At 68.6% G+C, this 18,748-nt stretch carries 12 protein-coding genes; 10 read left to right on the top strand and 2 right to left on the bottom strand.

Annotated elements, in window-relative coordinates:
• Positions 1-18: 18 nt before the first annotated feature.
• Positions 19-861 carry a spermidine synthase gene (locus tag EDF28_RS01890; RefSeq protein WP_123339452.1) on the bottom strand — a complete coding sequence of 281 codons (843 nt, stop codon included), beginning with the start codon at positions 859-861 and terminating at the stop codon, positions 19-21.
• Between the two features lie 141 nt (positions 862-1,002).
• On the opposite strand from EDF28_RS01890, the gene EDF28_RS01885 reads away from it, so the two are divergent.
• The 6 genes from EDF28_RS01885 to rpoC all read left to right on the top strand — a co-directional run bounded on the left by EDF28_RS01885 (position 1,003) and on the right by rpoC (position 12,303).
• The gene (locus EDF28_RS01885) at positions 1,003-1,545 is read left to right on the top strand and encodes a hypothetical protein (RefSeq protein ID WP_123936979.1); all 543 of its coding nucleotides are present in this window, start codon (positions 1,003-1,005) and stop codon (positions 1,543-1,545) included.
• Positions 1,542-2,894, top strand: coding sequence for a histidine kinase (locus EDF28_RS01880; RefSeq protein ID WP_123936978.1), 1,353 nt, complete (start codon positions 1,542-1,544; stop codon positions 2,892-2,894). Before EDF28_RS01885 ends, EDF28_RS01880 begins: the two co-directional genes overlap by 4 nt.
• Entirely contained in the window at positions 2,891-3,541 is a 651-nt protein-coding gene (locus tag EDF28_RS01875) for a response regulator transcription factor (protein WP_123936977.1), read from the top strand. The genes EDF28_RS01880 and EDF28_RS01875 overlap by 4 nt, the downstream gene beginning before the upstream one ends.
• 305 nt (positions 3,542-3,846) lie before the next feature.
• Positions 3,847-4,458 (top strand): hypothetical protein, encoded by a 612-nt coding sequence (locus tag EDF28_RS01870; RefSeq protein WP_123936976.1) that lies wholly within the window; start codon positions 3,847-3,849, stop codon positions 4,456-4,458.
• A 429-nt stretch (positions 4,459-4,887) separates the two neighbouring features.
• Positions 4,888-8,376 carry a DNA-directed RNA polymerase subunit beta gene (rpoB, locus tag EDF28_RS01865; RefSeq protein ID WP_111083490.1) on the top strand — a complete coding sequence of 1,163 codons (3,489 nt, stop codon included), beginning with the start codon at positions 4,888-4,890 and terminating at the stop codon, positions 8,374-8,376.
• 45 nt (positions 8,377-8,421) lie between these two features.
• On the top strand, positions 8,422-12,303 hold the full coding sequence (gene rpoC / locus EDF28_RS01860) for a DNA-directed RNA polymerase subunit beta' (RefSeq protein WP_111083489.1): 3,882 nt from the start codon (positions 8,422-8,424) through the stop codon (positions 12,301-12,303).
• Positions 12,304-12,432: 129 nt separating this feature from the next.
• Here rpoC and EDF28_RS01855 read toward each other — a convergent pair whose 3' ends face one another.
• Complete coding sequence (locus tag EDF28_RS01855) at positions 12,433-12,828, bottom strand: VOC family protein (protein ID WP_123936975.1); 396 nt, start codon at positions 12,826-12,828, stop codon at positions 12,433-12,435.
• An 85-nt stretch (positions 12,829-12,913) separates the two neighbouring features.
• On the opposite strand from EDF28_RS01855, the gene EDF28_RS01850 reads away from it, so the two are divergent.
• The 4 genes from EDF28_RS01850 to EDF28_RS01835 all read left to right on the top strand — a co-directional run bounded on the left by EDF28_RS01850 (position 12,914) and on the right by EDF28_RS01835 (position 18,554).
• Positions 12,914-13,942 carry a GNAT family N-acetyltransferase gene (locus EDF28_RS01850; protein ID WP_123936974.1) on the top strand — a complete coding sequence of 343 codons (1,029 nt, stop codon included), beginning with the start codon at positions 12,914-12,916 and terminating at the stop codon, positions 13,940-13,942.
• A 178-nt stretch (positions 13,943-14,120) separates the two neighbouring features.
• The gene (locus tag EDF28_RS01845; RefSeq protein ID WP_111083486.1) at positions 14,121-15,788 is read left to right on the top strand and encodes a GspE/PulE family protein; all 1,668 of its coding nucleotides are present in this window, start codon (positions 14,121-14,123) and stop codon (positions 15,786-15,788) included.
• Positions 15,789-15,807: 19 nt separating this feature from the next.
• Positions 15,808-17,331, top strand: a complete 1,524-nt coding sequence (locus tag EDF28_RS01840) for a type IV pilus twitching motility protein PilT (RefSeq protein WP_123936973.1) — start codon at positions 15,808-15,810, stop codon at positions 17,329-17,331.
• Entirely contained in the window at positions 17,331-18,554 is a 1,224-nt protein-coding gene (locus tag EDF28_RS01835) for a type II secretion system F family protein (RefSeq protein WP_123936972.1), read from the top strand. The genes EDF28_RS01840 and EDF28_RS01835 overlap by 1 nt, the downstream gene beginning before the upstream one ends.
• Positions 18,555-18,748: the final 194 nt, after the last annotated feature.

Here is an 18,748-nt window from a genome sequence, read left to right as displayed (position 1 = left end):
CCCGTCGTCACCGCGGGGTCAGGCGCCGAACACGCTCCGGTTCGGCTCCGGTGACGCCACGGCCGTCGCGTCGGTGACGATCGGCGCCCCGGCGATGAACGCCCGCAGCTCGGCCCCGTGCACGACCTTCGCCGGCATCGGGTCCGACGAGTACCGCCGCGGCATCTCGGCGATCGGCAGGTCGGTCGGCGAACCGAGCAGCACGATGTTCCCGAACCGTCGCCCCTTGAGCATGCCGGTGTCCGCCACCGCTGCCACCGACGGCAGCACGGCCTGCAGCGTCGACGCCTGCCCCCGTGCGAACGCGAGACCCGCACCGTCGGCCACGTTCACGGCGACGATGCCGGTCGGCGACAGGAACGCGGCGACCTCGCGGTAGAACTCGATGCTCGTCACGTGCGCCGGGATCTGCGAGCCGCCGAAGACGTCCACCACCGCCAGGTCCACCGTGCCGCGCAGCCCGGAGGGGAGCTTGCCGAGCACCTCGCGCGCGTCGCCGTACCGCACCCGGATCGACGCTCCGCGGGGGAACGGCAGGACCTCGCGGACGTGGTCCACCAGGTCGCGCTCGAGCTCGATGACCTGCTGGCGGGAGCCCGGCCGGGTCACTGCGACGTACCGGGGGAGCGTCAGGGCACCGGCGCCGAGGTGCAGCGCCGTGACCGGACCGGACGGCAGCAGGTCGATGGCGTGCCCGATCCGCCGGATGTACTCGAACGCCAGGTGGGTCGGGTCCTCGAGGTCGACGTGCGACTGCGGCGTGCCGTCCACCACGAGCGTGAAGGACCCGGGGCGGTGCCGGTCCGGCTCGACCACCGAGTACCCCGCACCGATCCGGAACCCGTCGAACGCATCAGCCATGCGGTCAATCGAACACCACCCGACCGGCACCGCGATCACCACCCGGGCCCCACCCCTGGTTGGTGTGCCCGCGAACGCACCGGAACGAGGCTGGATCCATCGGTCGGGGACGTCCCGCCGGGTCACCTCGAAAGGCACACCATGTCGGTCCAGCTCCTCGTCAACGTCCTGATCGGCGTCGCCCTCGTCGGCTTCCTCGGGTACCGCCAGGCCACCTGGCAGTACCTCGACCCGGCGCGCATCTGGCGCACGCCGATGATCATGGCGATCATCGGCGTGGTGGTCCTGGCGCAGTCGGGGGCGACGATCACCACGACCGACGTCGTGTTCCTCGGCATCGAGGCCCTGATCACGATCGGCGTGGGCCTGACGATGGGCACCATCACCCGGTTCCGCACGGTCGCCACCCCGGACAGCAAGGGTCGGACGATCCAGTCCCGCACAGGGTGGCTCGGTGCGTCGCTCTGGATCGTGCTCATCGCCGTGCGCGTCGGCCTCGATGTGCTCGGCGGCCACCTCGGTGCGCACCTGCTCACCTCGACCGGCGCGATCCTGCTCGTGCTCGCCCTGAACCGCGCCGCCCGCGCCGTCGTCATCGACCAGCGCATCCCGCGCGGAGACCGCGGAGACCGCGGCGACCGGACCGCCAGCCGCCGCACCACCCGCGGCATGATGGTCCGGTGACCCTGCTGAGCGGACAGGACCCGACCGACCTCCCCGGGGGTCGGTCCCGTTCGGCAACCGCCTGGGGACTCAACGCCCTCGGCATCGTGATCGTCGGGTTCTGGTTCGTGAAGAACGGACTCGAGCTGCAGCTCCCCGCGTGGGTGTGGGTGTTCGGTGCAGTGGCGCTCGCCGCGTGGGCGCTCCGCGAGTTCGGCCGGACGCCGCAGCTGCTCGTCGTCGCGGGCGTGGTGATGATCGTCGCCGGTTCCCTGACCGTGGTGGCGACCGACTCGCTCATGATCGTCCCCGTGATCGTCGGGATCGTCCTGCTCGGCGCGAACCTCCGGGTGCCGGTCTGGCTCGCGGCGGTGGCGGCGGTGGGGGCGATGGTGGTCATCGCCGTCTGCGCGACGATCGAGCACGCCTCGGTCCAGTTCGTCCTCGGCACGAGCGGCGGGCTGCTGCTCGGCGTGCTCATCGGGTTCAGCCGCCGGCAGTTCCGGGTCGCGGCGCAGCGCGCGCGGCAGGCCGAGCAGGACCAGCAGCGGGCGCAGCTCCTCGCCGATCGGTCCCGGGCCTCGCGGGACATCCACGACGTCCTCGCGCACTCGCTGGGCGGACTCGTGCTGCAGCTCGACGCGGTCGAGGCCCTGCTCGAGGCCGGCCGGGTCGACGACGCGACGAAGCGTGCCGGCGAGGCCAGGACCCTGGCGGCGGACGGCCTCGCCGAGGCGCGCCGAGCCGTGCACGCCCTCCGCGATGACGCGGACGCCGAGCCCGATGCCACCCCGGACGGGGCCGCCGTCCCCGACCCGACCACCCCCGCGGACCGCGCCACCACCCCGGACCGGACCACAGCCCCGGACCAGGCCACGCGGACCACCGGAGCCGACGTGCCGGACGCGAGCCGCGCCTCCCGGCCGTCCACCGACCAGGTGCCGGACCGCACCGACCAGACCGACCGCACCGACCACGTGCCGGACCGCACCGACCTGACCGCCCTGGTCGCCGCCCACCGCTCGTTCGGCGGCACCATCGTGGTGCAGGGCGACGCGACCCTGGCCGCACTCGACGAGGCGCACCGCGCCGCCGTCGTCCAGGTCGTCCGTGAGGCCCTCAGCAACGCCCGCCGGCACGCCCCCGGCCGCCCCGTGTCGCTGTCCGTCGTCCGCGACGGCGACGCCGTGGACGTCGTCGTGGCCAACCCGCTCACCGGCGGCGGCCAGGGGCTGCTCGGGATGCGCGAGCGCGTCGAGGAGCTCGGCAGCGGTGCGACGGTCGAAGCGGAGCGGTCCGACGACGAGTTCGTCGTCGCGCTGCACCTGCCGGTGGACCGGGTGGCCGAGCACGAGGTGGACGCCTCGTGACCATCCGTGTCCTCGTCGTCGATGACCAGGCGATCGTCCGCGACGGCCTGGTGACGGTGCTGTCGCTCGTGCCGGACCTGCAGGTGACGGGTGAGGCCGCCGACGGTGCCGAGGCGATCGTAGCGGTGGACCGTGACGCTCCCGACGTCGTGTTGATGGACCTGCGCATGCCCGGCACCGACGGGCCGACGGCGACCGCGCGCATCGTGGCCGACCACCCGCAGGTGGCGGTGCTCGTGTTGACGACCTACGCGGACGACGAGTCGATCGTGACCGCGCTCCGGGCGGGTGCGCGTGGGTACCTGACGAAGGACGCCGGACGGGCCGAGATCGCGACGGCGATCCGGGCGGTCGCGTCGGGGCAGTCGACGTTCGACGCGACGGTCGGAGCGCGGCTGGTGGCGCAGCTCGCCGGCGGCGGGGCGACGGCGTCCGCGCCTGCTGTGCCGCCGCTGCGAGACCGGTTCCCGGACCTCACCCCGCGCGAGGCCGACGTGCTCGAGCGCATCGCGGCCGGCCGGACGAACCCGCAGATCGCGGCGGAGTTGTTCCTGACGGTGCCGACGGTGAAGTCGTACGTGAACCAGGTGTTCGCGAAGCTCGGGGTCGCCACACGCGCCGAGGCGGTCGCGCGCGTCCTGCGCTGACCGGTCCTGGCCGGTACGTGAATGCGTACACATGGACGGCCAGCGGACGCCAAGGCTCGTTCCGTACTGTTCATCCGGTCGTCACGCGGGACCGCGTCGATGCGTGCAGTGCCCCACACCTCGCGCGTCCGCCCTCCCGACGTGACCACGACGTGCCGTCGAGCGCCCCACCGCTCGAGTGTGCGCGCCGTCGGCACGCGTCCGCGTGCCCCTTCCGGTCACCCGCGCGCGCTGGCCGTGATCACATCGCACCCGTCATGTAAAATACGGGATGCAACACTCCGCCGAGCTGCAGGAGACCCGACATGACCACTGACACGATGAGCGTGCCCACCGCACGCCTGGCCGCACCGACGACCCGCGACACCACGCGCACGACCGCGAGCCGGGCGACGCGGGTGCCCCGCGCCTCCCGTCCGGCCCACGCCGACCACGAGGCGGCGCCCACCTGGATGCGTGTCGTCGGCGCGGTCCTGCTCCTCGGCGGGCTCGGCCTGACCGCGGCCGTGACCGCCTGGCCCGGCGACGCACCGGAGACCGCGCTCATCGTTCCGGCGCTGGTCGCCGTCGTGGCGGGCGTGCTGCTGCTGCTCGCACGAGCCGGGTTCGCTGTCACCGACTCGCACGTCACGTTGCACTTCCGGCCGCTGCCGCCACGGCGCATCGCACGTCGGCGCATCGCCGACGTCCGACTCGTGGAGGCGGACGCTCGCACCTACGGCGGCGTCGGCCTGCGGATCGGTCGCGGTGTGCGCGCCCTGATCCTCACCCCCGGACTCGGGATCGAGCTCACCGACGACCGTGGTCGCGTCACCTTCGTGCGCACCCGTCGACCCGAGGATGCCTTCCGTGCGCTGGCCGGACGGCAGGGCCAGCCGGGAGGCGCGGGGCACGTCGAGCGCGAGCGACTCGGCTGAGCGCACGGCCGGGTCCACTGCGCGGGCGGGGTGCGCAGGGCCGTTGCGGGCCGGGCGCGGGGCGGGAATTCCGCGGGCACGGAGCGGCTTATACACGCCACTGCCGAATCTGGTCAAGCCAGGACTGGACAGCACGACTCGGCGCGAACTATGATGGCAGTTCGCGCTCCCTGGCATCCGTGTCGTCATATTGCGGTCGACGCAGAGTTCTGAGTTGGACAAGCTCAACTCGCCCTGGTGCAGCCGGACCCGTATATGGCGGCGGGTCCCGCTCACGGAGATCATCCCACACGTGCACCGACGTTCCGCGTCAGGCACGCGTCGGCGTGGTCGCAGGGCAAGAACTCGCGGGGATCGCCGAGCGATCATCTACTCACCTACATGCTGCTCGTCAGTATCGGCCCGACGGGGCCTACGGAGGTCACACCCTTGGCTGCTGCGCCCAACGCATCCACCAACCCCAAGAACGGTCGCAACCACTCGCGACTCTCGTTCGCCAAGATCACGGACACCCTCACGGTTCCTGATCTGCTCGCACTCCAGACGGAGAGCTTCGACTGGCTCGTCGGCAACGACGTCTGGAAGGCCCGTCTCGCAGAGGGACAGGAGCAGGGTCGCACCGACCTCGCCCTGCACTCCGGGTTGGAGGAGATCTTCGAGGAGATCTCCCCGATCGAGGACCTCGGCGAGACCATGCAGCTCTCGTTCACGGCGCCCGAGCTCGAGGACCCCAAGTACTCGATCGACGACTGCAAGGAGCGCGGCAAGACCTACGCCGCTCCGCTGTACGTCAACGCCGAGTTCATGAACCACATGACGGGTGAGATCAAGACGCAGACGGTCTTCATGGGCGACTTCCCGCTCATGACCGAACGCGGCACGTTCATCATCAACGGCACCGAGCGCGTCGTCGTGTCGCAGCTCGTCCGTTCGCCCGGCGTGTACTTCGAGCGCCAGCAGGAGAAGACGTCCGACAAGGACATCTACTCCGCTCGCGTCATCCCCTCGCGTGGTGCGTGGCTCGAGTTCGAGATCGACAAGCGCGACCAGGTGGGCGTGCGCATCGACCGCAAGCGCAAGCAGTCGGTCACGGTCTTCCTCAAGGCGCTGGGTCTGACCAGCGAGGAGATCATGGAGGAGTTCCAGGGCTTCGCCTCGATCGAGTCGACCCTCGAGAAGGACGCCATCCTCACGAAGGAAGAGGCGCTCAAGGACATCTACCGCAAGCTGCGCCCGGGCGAGCAGGTCGCTGCCGAGGCCGCGCGTGCGCTGCTCGACAACTTCTACTTCAACTCGAAGCGCTACGACCTGGCGAAGGTGGGCCGTTACAAGGTCAACCGCAAGCTCGGGATCGACGCCCCGCTGTCCGACTCGGTGCTGACCGTCAAGGACATCGTCGCGACGATCAAGTACCTCGTGTCCCTGCACGCCGAGAAGACCACGCTGAACGGCGTGCGTGACGGCGAGCCGGTGCAGCTGCGCCTCGACGTGGACGACATCGACCACTTCGGCAACCGTCGCATCCGCGCCGTCGGCGAGCTCATCCAGAACCAGGTCCGCACGGGTCTGTCCCGCATGGAGCGCGTCGTCCGCGAGCGCATGACCACGCAGGACATCGAGGCGATCACGCCCCAGACGCTCATCAACGTGCGTCCGGTCGTCGCCGCGATCAAGGAGTTCTTCGGAACGTCCCAGCTGTCGCAGTTCATGGACCAGAACAACCCGCTCGCGGGCCTGACGCACAAGCGTCGTCTCTCGGCCCTCGGCCCGGGTGGTCTGTCCCGTGAGCGTGCCGGCGTCGAGGTCCGTGACGTCCACCCGTCGCACTACGGCCGCATGTGCCCGATCGAGACCCCGGAAGGCCCGAACATCGGCCTGATCGGTTCGCTCGCGTCGTTCGGTCGGATCAACTCGTTCGGCTTCATCGAGACCCCGTACCGTCGCGTCGTCAACGGCGAGGTCACGAAGACCATCGACTACCTGACCGCCTCGGAAGAGGACGAGTTCGTCGTCGCGCAGGCCAACGCGCCGCTGACCGACTCGTTCCACTTCGCCGACGACAAGGTCCTCGTCCGCAAGAAGGGTGGCGAGGTCGAACTCGTCGCCAAGGGCGAAGTCGACTACATGGACGTCTCGCCGCGCCAGATGGTGTCGGTCGCGACCTCGCTCATCCCGTTCCTCGAGCACGACGACGCGAACCGCGCCCTCATGGGTGCGAACATGCAGCGTCAGGCCGTCCCGCTGCTCCGTTCCGAGTCGCCGCTCGTCGGTACCGGCATGGAGGGCTACACCGCGATCGACGCCGGTGACGTCGTCACCGCCGACAAGGCCGGTGTCGTCTCCGAGGTCTCGGCAGACGCCGTGACCCTGCAGCTCGACGAGGGTGGCACGCAGACCTTCTACCTGCGCAAGTTCGACCGCTCCAACCAGGGCACGAGCTACAACCACCGCGTGGTCGTCTCGGCCGGCGAGCGTGTGGAGCAGGGCGAGGTCATCGCCGACGGTCCCGCGACGGAGAACGGCGAGCTCGCGCTCGGCAAGAACCTCCTCGTCGCGTTCATGCCGTGGGAGGGCTACAACTACGAGGACGCGATGATCCTGTCGCAGAACCTCATCAAGGACGACACGCTCTCCTCGATCCACATCGAGGAGTACGAGGTCGACGCCCGCGACACGAAGCTCGGCAAGGAGGAGATCACCCGTGACCTCCCCAACGTGAGCCCGGACCTGCTGGCCGACCTCGACGAGCGCGGCATCATCCGCATCGGTGCCGAGGTCCGCCCCGGCGACATCCTGGTCGGCAAGGTCACGCCGAAGGGCGAGACCGAGCTCTCCGCCGAAGAGCGCCTCCTCCGCGCCATCTTCAACGAGAAGTCGCGCGAAGTGCGCGACACCTCGCTGAAGGTGCCCCACGGTGAAGAGGGCACGATCATCGGCGTCAAGGTGTTCGACTCGCAGGACGGCGACGACGAACTCGGCTCTGGTGTCAACCAGCGCGTGGTCGTCTACATCGCCCAGAAGCGCAAGATCACCGCGGGTGACAAGCTCGCCGGTCGTCACGGCAACAAGGGCGTCATCTCGACCATCCTCCCGGTCGAGGACATGCCCTTCCTCGCCGACGGCACCCCGGTCGACATCGTCCTGAACCCGCTCGGCGTCCCCGGCCGCATGAACTTCGGCCAGGTCCTCGAGATCCACCTCGGTTGGCTCGCCAAGCAGGGCTGGAACGTCGAGGGCATCCAGGAGTGGGCATCGGCCCTCCCCGAGGCAGCGCACAGCGCCGCTCCGGGCACGAAGGTCGCCACTCCGGTGTTCGACGGTGCGTACGAGCGCGAGATCGAGGGCCTCCTCGACTCGACCCTCCCGAACCGCGACGGCGAGCGCCTGATCGGCTCGTCCGGCAAGGCGCAGCTCTTCGACGGTCGCTCCGGCGAGCCGTTCCCCGAGCCCGTCTCGGTCGGCTACATGTACATCCTCAAGCTGCACCACCTGGTCGACGACAAGATCCACGCTCGTTCGACGGGTCCGTACTCGATGATCACGCAGCAGCCGCTGGGTGGTAAGGCGCAGTTCGGTGGCCAGCGATTCGGTGAGATGGAGGTGTGGGCGCTCGAGGCGTACGGCGCCGCTTACGCCCTCCAGGAGCTCCTGACGATCAAGTCCGACGACATCCTCGGCCGCGTGAAGGTCTACGAGGCGATCGTCAAGGGCGAGAACATCCAGGAACCCGGGATCCCCGAGTCCTTCAAGGTCCTCATGAAGGAGATGCAGTCGCTCTGCCTGAACGTCGAGGTCCTCTCGGCCGACGGCCAGGCGGTCAGCCTGCGCGACAACGATGACGAGGTCTTCCGCGCTGCGGAGGAGCTGGGCATCAACATCTCCTCGCGGTTCGAGTCGTCGTCCGTCGACGACATCTGATCCCGCCCGTACATCGAAGCCTGAATCAAGCAAGAGAGAAGAACATTGCTCGAAGCAACTTCCTTTGACGCCATTCGGATCGGCCTCGCGACCGCCGAGGACATCCGTCAGTGGTCGTACGGCGAGGTCAAGAAGCCGGAGACCATCAACTACCGCACCCTGAAGCCCGAGAAGGACGGTCTGTTCGGCGAGCAGATCTTCGGACCTTCCCGCGACTGGGAGTGCGCCTGCGGCAAGTACAAGCGTGTCCGGTTCAAGGGCATCGTCTGCGAGCGCTGCGGCGTCGAGGTCACCAAGTCCTCGGTCCGTCGTGAGCGCATGGGCCACATCGAGCTCGCTGCCCCCGTCACGCACATCTGGTACTTCAAGGGCGTCCCGTCGCGCCTCGGGTACCTCCTCGACATGGCGCCGAAGGACCTCGAGAAGGTCATCTACTTCGCGGCGTACATGATCATCGACATCGATGAAGAGGGCCGTCACGCGGACATGCCGGGCCTCGAGAACGAGATGCGTCTCGAGATCAAGACCCTCGAGGGCCAGCGCGACTCGATCATCGCCGACCGCCTCAAGAAGCTCGAGGACGACCTCGCAGCCCTTGAGGAAGAGGGAGCGAAGGCCGACGTCAAGCGGCGCACCAAGGACACCGCCGAGAAGGAGATGTCCCAGGTCCGCAAGTCGTTCGACGAGGACATCACCCGTCTCGAGCGTGTGTGGGAGGACTTCCGCAACCTCAAGGTGGGCGACCTCAAGCCCGAGGACGCCGTCTTCCACGAGCTCCAGGACCGGTTCGGGATCTACTTCGACGCCTACATGGGCGCCGAGGCGATCAAGCTCCGGCTCGAGGCGTTCGACCTGGCTGCCGAGGCCGAGGCGCTGCGCCTGCAGATCGCCGAGGGCAAGGGCCAGAAGAAGATCCGCGCGATCAAGCGTCTGCGCGTCGTCAGCTCCTTCCTCGCCACCGGCAACTCGCCGGCAGCGATGGTGCTCGGCGTCGTGCCGGTCATCCCGCCGGAACTGCGCCCGATGGTGCAGCTCGACGGTGGCCGTTTCGCCACGTCGGACCTCAACGACCTCTACCGTCGTGTGATCAACCGCAACAACCGTCTCCGCCGCCTGCTCGACCTCGGTGCCCCCGAGATCATCGTGAACAACGAGAAGCGCATGCTGCAGGAAGCCGTTGACGCGCTGTTCGACAACGGTCGTCGTGGACGTCCGGTCACGGGTACCGGCAACCGCGCCCTGAAGTCCCTGAGCGACATGCTCAAGGGCAAGCAGGGTCGTTTCCGCCAGAACCTGCTCGGCAAGCGCGTCGACTACTCGGGCCGTTCGGTCATCATCGTCGGCCCGCAGCTGAAGCTGCACCAGTGTGGTCTGCCCAAGCAGATGGCGCTCGAGCTCTTCAAGCCGTTCGTGATCAAGCGCCTGATCGACCTGTCGCACGCGCAGAACATCAAGTCGGCCAAGCGCATGGTCGAGCGTTCGCGTCCGCAGGTGTGGGACGTGCTCGAGGAGATCATCCGCGAGCGCCCCGTGCTGCTGAACCGTGCGCCGACGCTGCACCGTCTGGGCATCCAGGCGTTCGAACCGCAGCTCGTCGAGGGCAAGGCCATCCAGCTCCACCCGCTCGTGTGTGCTGCGTTCAACGCGGACTTCGACGGTGACCAGATGGCCGTGCACCTGCCGCTGTCGGTGGAGGCCCAGGCCGAGGCCCGCATCCTGATGCTCGCCTCGAACAACATCCTGAAGCCGTCCGACGGCCGTCCGGTGACCCTGCCCGCACAGGACATGATCATCGGTCTGCACCACCTGACGACCGTCCGCGAGGGCGCCGTCGGTGAGGGCCGTGCGTTCTCCTCGGTCGCCGAGGCGATCCTGGCCAACGACCAGCACACGCTGCACCTCAACGCCATGGCGAAGATCCGCATGACGGGTGTCCACTTCGCCGAGGGTGAAGCTCCCGAGGGCTACGAGCAGGGCGACACCGTCCTCCTCGAGACGACCCTGGGCCGTGCGCTCTTCAACGAGACCCTCCCGGCGAACTACCCGTTCGTCCAGAAGGTCACCGACAAGGGTGTGCTGTCCGCGATCGTCAACGACCTCGCCGAGCGGTACTCCAAGACCGAGACGGCCGCTGCGCTGGACCGGATCAAGGACGCCGGCTTCTACTGGGGCACGCGCTCCGGTGTGACCGTCGCCCTGTCGGACGTCGTGACGCCTCCTCGCAAGAAGGAGATCATCGCGGGCTACGAGATCCAGGCCGCCAAGGTGCAGGGCGAGTTCGACAAGGGTCTGATCACCGACTCCGAGCGTCGCGCCGACCTGATCAAGATCTGGACCGAGGCCACCAACGAGATCGCGCAGGAGATGCGGGACAACTTCCCCGTCGACAACACGATCAACCGCATGGTGTCGTCGGGTGCTCGTGGTAACTGGCTGCAGGTCCGCAACATCGCGGGTATGCGTGGTCTGGTGAACAACCCGAAGGGCGAGATCATCGCCCGCCCGATCATCAACTCGTACCGCGAGGGCCTGACCGTGGCGGAGTACTTCATCGCCACCCACGGTGCTCGCAAGGGTCTTGCCGACACCGCGCTCCGTACCGCGGACTCCGGGTACCTCACCCGTCGTCTCGTGGACGTCTCGCAGGACGTCATCATCCGCGAGGACGACTGCGGTACGACGCGTGGCCTCGAGCTGCCGATCGCGACCGTGGACGCGGACGGCAAGCTGGTCCGCGACCCGCGCGTCGAGAACACCGTGTACTCGCGCACCCTGGCCACCGAGGCCGTGGACGCCAAGGGCACGGTCGTCGCCGAGGCTCGTGAGGACGTCGGTGACGTGCTCCTCGAGAAGCTGCTGGCAGCCGGTGTCGAGAGCATCAAGGTGCGCTCGGTCCTGACCTGCGAGTCGGCCGTCGGTGTCTGCGCGAAGTGCTACGGCCGTTCGCTCGCCACCGGCAACCTGGTCGACATCGGTGAGGCAGTCGGCATCATCGCTGCGCAGTCCATCGGTGAGCCCGGTACCCAGCTGACGATGCGTACCTTCCACACGGGTGGTTCGGCCTCGGCCGACGACATCACCCAGGGTCTGCCGCGTGTCACGGAGCTCTTCGAGGCCCGCACGCCCAAGGGCGCGTCCCCGATCGCCGAGGCCCCCGGCCGCGTCGTCGTCGAGGACACGGACAAGGGTCGTCGGATCATCCTCACGCCGGACAACGGTGACGAGCCGTTCATCTACCCGGTGCTCAAGCGTGCGACGCTCCTCATCGAGGACAACCAGCACGTCGAGCTCGGCGAGCAGTTCATCGCCGGCACCGTCGACCCGAAGGAAGTCCTCCGGGTCAAGGGTGTCCGAGAGGTCCAGAAGCACCTGGTCAACGGTGTGCAGGACGTCTACGGCTCGCAGGGTGTGCCGATCCACGACAAGCACATCGAGGTCATCGTCCGTCAGATGCTCCGCAAGGTCACCGTCGTCGACCACGGCGACACCGACCTGCTGCCGGGTGAGCTCGTCGACCGGTCGCGCTACAACATGCTGAACCGTGCGGCGCTGCAGGAGGGTCGCAAGACCGCCTCGGCTCGCCAGGAGGTCATGGGCATCACGAAGGCGTCCCTCGCGACCGAGTCGTGGCTGTCCGCCGCTTCCTTCCAGGAGACCACCCGCGTGCTCACGCAGGCGGCCATGGAGGGCAAGCAGGACCACCTCGTCGGCCTCAAGGAGAACGTCATCATCGGTAAGCTCATCCCCGCGGGGACGGGCCTCAGCCGGTACCGCGACGTGGACGTGAACGCGACGGAAGAAGCGAAGGCAGAGCGGTACCCCAACCGCATCTTCGCGGACGACTCGTCGTTCTCGGACGCCGACCTGAGCTTCGTCGACTTCGACAGCTTCTCGTCGGACGACTTCACGCCGGGCACGTACAACTGAGTCTGATGTGATCCCACGAAGGCCCCGTCTCCGCAAGGAGGCGGGGCCTTCGTCGTGTCGTCACCACGTGACGGACAGGAGGCCCGGTGCCAGGCCGCCACGGGCCTCCAGGCCGTCGAGCGGGTGTGTCTAGAGCGCGTGGTCCGCGCCGTTGTCGCGTCCCGAACCGCGACCGGTCTCGTCCACGAGCGAGAACAGGCTGAGGACGTTGCCGTCGGGGTCGCGGACGTCGAACCAGTTCACGGCGCCGTCGACGCACTCGACCGGTCCGATGTCGATGCCGAGTGCGCCGATGCGCGCGTGCTGGGCTCCGACGTCGTCGACGCCGAACCGGACGCTCACGGGGTTCTCCTCGGCGGAGTCGTCCTCGTAGAGCTGGACCCAGATCCCGCCGACCTCGTACTCGGCGACACCGTCCTCGGGTTCGAGGTCCGGTTCGGTGCGCTCGAAGACGGCGCCGTACCAGAGGCAGGACGCCTCGATGTCGGTGACGGGCAGCCCCACGGTCACGCTCGTGATGTCCATGACTCATCATGGTCCCGGTCGGGCCTGCTCGTCGAGGGGCTTTCGGCGGCGTCTCGCTGCGCGGCGGAACTGGCAGGGTGGAGGGATGGCGACCCTGCGCGAACGGATCACGGCCCCGGCACACCTCTCGTTCCCCACGCCGATCGGCGGCTTGACGTTCCGGGCGGGCGGGCTCGACGACGTCGGCGCGATGCACGCCGTCGCGGTCGCGTCGGCCGCGGTGGACGACCCGCACGCTCGTCCCTCCACAGCCGACCTCGAACGGTCGTTGTCCACCGAGGGGCTGGACGTCACCAGGGACACCGTGGTGGGCGTCGATGCTGGAGGGCATGTGCAGGCCTACGGCATCGTCATCGACGTCCCCTCCCGCGTCACCGCTGCGCGCGCCGTGCTCGACGGGGCGGTCCACCCCGACCTGCGCGGGCAGGGGATCGGACGCCGGGTGCTCGCCTGGCAGGTGGGCCGCGCCCGGCAGCGCCTGGCGACGCTCGACGTCGACCTGCCGGCGACGCTCGACGTCGGTGGGCGGCAGGGGTCCTCGGCGTTGCGGCTGGCGGCGCACCACGACTTCGCGCCGGTGCGCACGTGGCTCGACATGCAGGTCGTGTTCGACGACCGCGCGTCGGACGCCGACGCAGTGCCCGTCCTGGGGGACGGGCTCGTCCTGCGGCCCGTCACGGCGGACGACATCGAACCGCTCCGGACGGCCAAGAACGACGCCTTCCGCGACCACTGGGGTTCCCAGCCGATGGTCGCGTCGGACTGGCGGGGGTTCCTCACCTCGGACAAGAGCCGGCTGGACCTGTCGCGGGTCGTCGTCGGTGCCGACGGTTCGGTCGTGGCGTTCACGATCGTCGAGGTGGAGCCCGACGGGTTCGCTGCCCGGGGCCGTTCGTACGGGTACGTGCACTGGGTCGGCGTCGTGCGTGCAGCACGGGGGACGGGGCTCGCCCCGATCGTCCTCGACGCCACGCTGCAGGCGATCCGCGCCGACGGGTTGTCCGCAGCGGTGTTGCACGTCGACGCCGAGAACCCGAGCGGAGCCGGGCGCATCTACGAGCGACTCGGGTTCGTCGCCGGCGAGGTCCACGTCACCGCGTCGACGTCGCTCTGACCGTCACGTCGGGGGTCCTGGACCCCAGTTCTGGGTGCATCCGGACCCCCTCCGCCCCCTCCTTCTGGGACTGCGGCCGACGACTGTCGCAGAAGTAGCGTGGTCGAGCGCCACATCCCTGGTGGTGCGCAACCCGACCACGTCTCGCCGCGCGCGAGTCCAAGGAGGCACAGGACTCATGGCGACCCTGTCCGAGATCCTCATCCTGAACGGCGCCCTGCCGATCGAGCACCTCGACTCGATGACGGGCGACGAGGACCTGGACGAGCGCGCCATCCGCGGCCTGGTCGACCAGGGCGTCGTGAGCGAGGCGCAGTTCATCACCGCCCGCGCGGCGTCGAACAACTCCCGCACCGTCCCGTTGACCGACTACCCGGTCGACGGCACCGCGGTCTCGATCCTCCCCGCTGCGCTCTGCCGGCGCCACGGTGTCCTCGGCGTCGGGTTCGAGGGCGAGCTGCTCATCCTCGCGATGGTCAACCCGACCAACGTGCTCGCGATCGACGACGCCCGCGCTGCGTCCGGCCGGCCCATCAAGCCGCTCCAGGTGGACGAGCGGGACCTGCTCACCGCGCTCGACCGCTACCTGCGTGCCGACGACGAGCTCAACGACCTGACCTCGTCGCTGGAAGAAGAAGCCTCGGTCAGCTCCTCGGCCCAGGTGGACCTGGCCGACGGTGCCCTCGACGACGTCCCGATCGTCCGCTTCGTGAACCTGCTCGTGTCGCAGGCGATCCAGGACCACGCCTCGGACATCCACATCGAGCCCGGTGAGCACGAGGTCCGGATCCGCTACCGCATCGACGGTGTACTGCACGAGATGGCCCCAGCACCGAAGAACATCCAGAACGGCGTCATCAGCCGCCTGAAGATCATGAGCGACATCGACATCGCCGAGCGTCGCAAGCCGCAGGACGGCCGCATGTCGGTCCGCCACGGTGGCCGCCAGATCGACCTCCGCGTGGCGACGCTGCCCACCGTGTGGGGCGAGAAGGTCGTCATGCGGATCCTCGACAACACGAACACGTCGCTGACCCTCAAGGACCTCAACCTCCTCGAGCAGAACTTCCAGGCGTACCAGCGGTCGTACTCGAAGCCGTACGGCATGATCCTGGTCACCGGGCCCACCGGCTCCGGCAAGTCCACGACGCTGTACACGACCCTGAACGCGGTCGCGAAGCCCGAGATCAACGTCATCACGGTCGAGGACCCGGTCGAGTACCGGATGGCCGGCATCAACCAGGTGCAGGTCAACCCGAAGGCCGGGCTGACCTTCGCCTCGGCGCTGCGCTCGATCCTGCGATCGGACCCCGACGTCGTCCTGCTCGGCGAGATCCGCGACCACGAGACCGCCCAGATCGCGATCGAGGCATCCCTCACCGGACACCTGGTGCTCTCCACCCTGCACACGAACGACGCCCCCTCGGCAGTGACCCGTCTGACCGAGATGGACATCGAGCCCTTCCTGGTCGGCTCCGCGTTGGACTCCGTCGTGGCCCAGCGTCTGGCGCGACGGCTGTGCGACCGGTGCAAGGCCCCCGCCGTGTACGAGGCCGAACAGCTCCGTACCCTCGGGTTCCTGCGCCCCGGCGACGAGGTCCCGGCGTTCTTCGCCCCCATCGGCTGCGCGGTCTGCTCGAACACCGGGTACCGCGGCCGCATCGCCCTGCACGAGGTCATGACCGTCACCGAGGAGATCGAACGCCTCGCCGTCTCGCGCGCCTCGAGCGCCGAGATCAGCCGCGTCGCCCAGGCGCAGGGGATGCTGACGCTCCGCCAGGACGGCTTCGAGAAGGTCAAGCTCGGTCTCACGAGCGTCGACGAGATCCTGCGCGTGGTCGCGTAGTCACGAGAGAGCGCAGCAGATGACCGACTCCGTGTACGACATCACGCACCCCGGCGACGAACCCGTCGCCGGCTGGCACCCGGGCAACCCCGGCACCGAGGTGGGCTCCCGCCGTGCAGCACGTCTGGCTGCCGCCGCAGCGTCGGCCCCTCCGGAGCAGGTGTACGACCTCGGGGACGACACCGCCGGATGGCCGGCACCGTCCGGGTCGCCCGTCGCCGTGCCCGTCGCGCAGCCGCTCGCCGCTCCGGCGACGCCGCCCGCCGGCGTGCCGTCGTCGATCGCGACCTACGGCTACGCCGAGGCGCCGACGCAGCAGCTCCCCACGGCTGGCGCCCCGGCACCGACCGCCACGATCGGCGGCGACATCGAGTTCTCCCGCCACGCGCGCGAGGTCGCCGACCCCGACCTGATCACCGCACTCGCCCAGGTCGTGTACCAGGGCGCGTCCGACCTGCACGTCACCGCCGACGCCCCGCCCACCGTCCGCGTCGACGGCTCGCTCCGTCCCGCGGTGCCCGGCGGCGCGTGGTCGCGCGGCAAGGTCATCGCCGCACTCAAGACCATGCTGTCGGTCGAGCAGGCCGGCCAGTTCGACCAGGAGCAGGAACTCGACTTCGCGTACTCGCTGTCGCCGGAGTACCGCTTCCGCGTGAACTTCTACCAGCAGCGCGGCAACTGGGGCGCAGCCTTCCGCATCATCCCCACCAAGATCAAGACGCTCAAGCAGCTCGGCATCCCCGAGCACGTCGGCGACTTCGCCGGCCTGCCCCGCGGACTCGTCCTGGTCACCGGCCCGACCGGCTCCGGCAAGTCCACGACCCTCGCCGCCCTGATCGACCTGGTGAACGAGAGCCGGGCCGACCACATCGTGACGGTCGAGGACCCGATCGAGTTCATGCACGAGCACAAGAAGGCGATCATCAACCAGCGCGAGGTCGGTGCCGACACGCACTCCTTCGCCGCCGCACTGAAGCACGTGCTGCGTCAGGACCCCGACGTCATCCTGATCGGCGAACTCCGCGACCTCGAGACCATCTCGGTCGCGCTCACCGCGGCGGAGACCGGTCACCTGGTGTTCGCCACCCTGCACACGCAGAGCGCCCCCGGCACGATCGACCGTGTCATCGACGTCTTCCCGCCGCACCAGCAGGGCCAGATCCGCACGCAGCTCGCGGCGACCCTGCAGGGCGTCGTCTGCCAGACCCTGGTGCCGAAGGCCAACGGTGTCGGCCGGGTCGTCGCCACCGAGATCATGACGATCACCCCCGCCATCGGCAACCTGATCCGCGAGGGCAAGACCTACCAGATCACGTCCGCCATGCAGGCCGGCCGTGACCTGGGCATGCACACCATGGACCAGGACCTCGCCGAACTGGTCAACGTCGGCACGATCTCGCGCAAGGCCGCGATGGACAAGGTGCACGACGAAGAGGGCTTCGACCGGCTGGTGCAGCGCGTCGAGTCCCCATCCGACTCCTCGGCAGCCGCGATCGCCGCCAGCGGGATCGACTTCGGCGACAAGTTCTCCGGAGGCTACTGATGTCCCTCGCATTCGACTACCGCGGGCGCGACGGTGCCGGCAAGCTCGTCAAGGGCCGTCTCGACGCCTCGTCCGAAGGAGCGGTCGTCCAGCGGCTCCGGGGCATGGGTGTCTCGCCGATCGCGATCACGGAGTCCAAGGCCGGCACCGGCCTGCAGACCGAGATCAAGATCCCGGGCTTCGAGAAGGGCGTCGGTCTCAAGGACCTCGCGATCATGTCGCGCCAGGCCTCGACGATGCTCACCTCGGGACTCTCGCTGCTGCGCGCGCTGTCGATCCTCGCCGACCAGACCGAGAACAAGAAGCTCAAGGAGATCCTCGGCAAGGTCCGCGACGACGTCGAACGTGGCGTCTCGTTCTCCGACGCGGTGGCGAAGTTCCCGGTCGAGTTCCCGCCGATCATGATCAACATGATCCGCGCGGGCGAGACCGGTGGGTTCCTCGACCAGGCCATGGACTCCATCGCCACCAACTTCGAGAAGGAGCACAAGCTCCGCTCGACCATCAAGTCGGCGATGACCTACCCGGTCGTGGTGCTCGTGATGTCGCTGGTGGCAGTCGTCATCATGCTCATCTTCATCGTGCCGATCTTCCAGAAGATGTTCTCGTCCTTGGGCGGGCAGCTCCCGCTGCCGACGATGGTGCTCGTGTACGCGTCGAACGCGATGGTGTACGTCGGTCCGGTCCTGCTCGTCGCGGCCATCGCGTTCTGGGTGTGGTGGCGAGCGAACAAGAACACCGAACGCGTCCGCGCGTTCGTGGACCCGCTGAAACTCCGACTCCCGGTGTTCGGACAGCTCAACCGCAAGATCGTGATCGCGCGGTTCTCACGAAACCTCTCGGACATGATCGGAGCCGGTGTCCCGATTCTGCAAGGATTGCAGATCGCCGGAGAAGTGTCGAACAACTACGTGGTCGAGAAAGCGCTCCGGCGCGTTTCCGAAGCCGTGCGGAAAGGTGAATCCATCGCCGCACCGTTGGCAAAAGAACCGATCTTCCCGGCAATGGTTTCGCAAATGGTCGCGGTCGGCGAGGACGCCGGATCGCTGGAGATCATGCTCGAGAAGATCGCTGCGTTCTACGACAGCGAGGTCGAGTCCACCACCGAGGCGCTCACGTCACTGATCGAGCCACTGCTGATCGCCTTCCTCGGCGTGGTGGTGGGCGGCATGATCGTCGCGCTGTACCTGCCGATCTTCCAGATCACCTCGCTCGTCAAGTAACCACTCGGAGTCGATGCCCCCAGTAACGGGGGTATGGAAGCACGCAATGCCCCCGTTACTGGGGGCATTTCGGTACCCCCGGACCCCCCGTTCTCGGGATTACGCCCGGAAACACCCCTGAATACTCTTGTGACCGGCGGCGGAGCAGTCCCCGGCACAATCCCCATCGCATTCCCAGAAGAATGGAAACCACC

Origin of the sequence: Curtobacterium sp. PhB137 (assembly GCF_003814955.1) — a bacterium.
Taxonomy (GTDB): domain Bacteria; phylum Actinomycetota; class Actinomycetes; order Actinomycetales; family Microbacteriaceae; genus Curtobacterium.
This window is presented reverse-complemented; position numbering and strand designations above follow the sequence as displayed.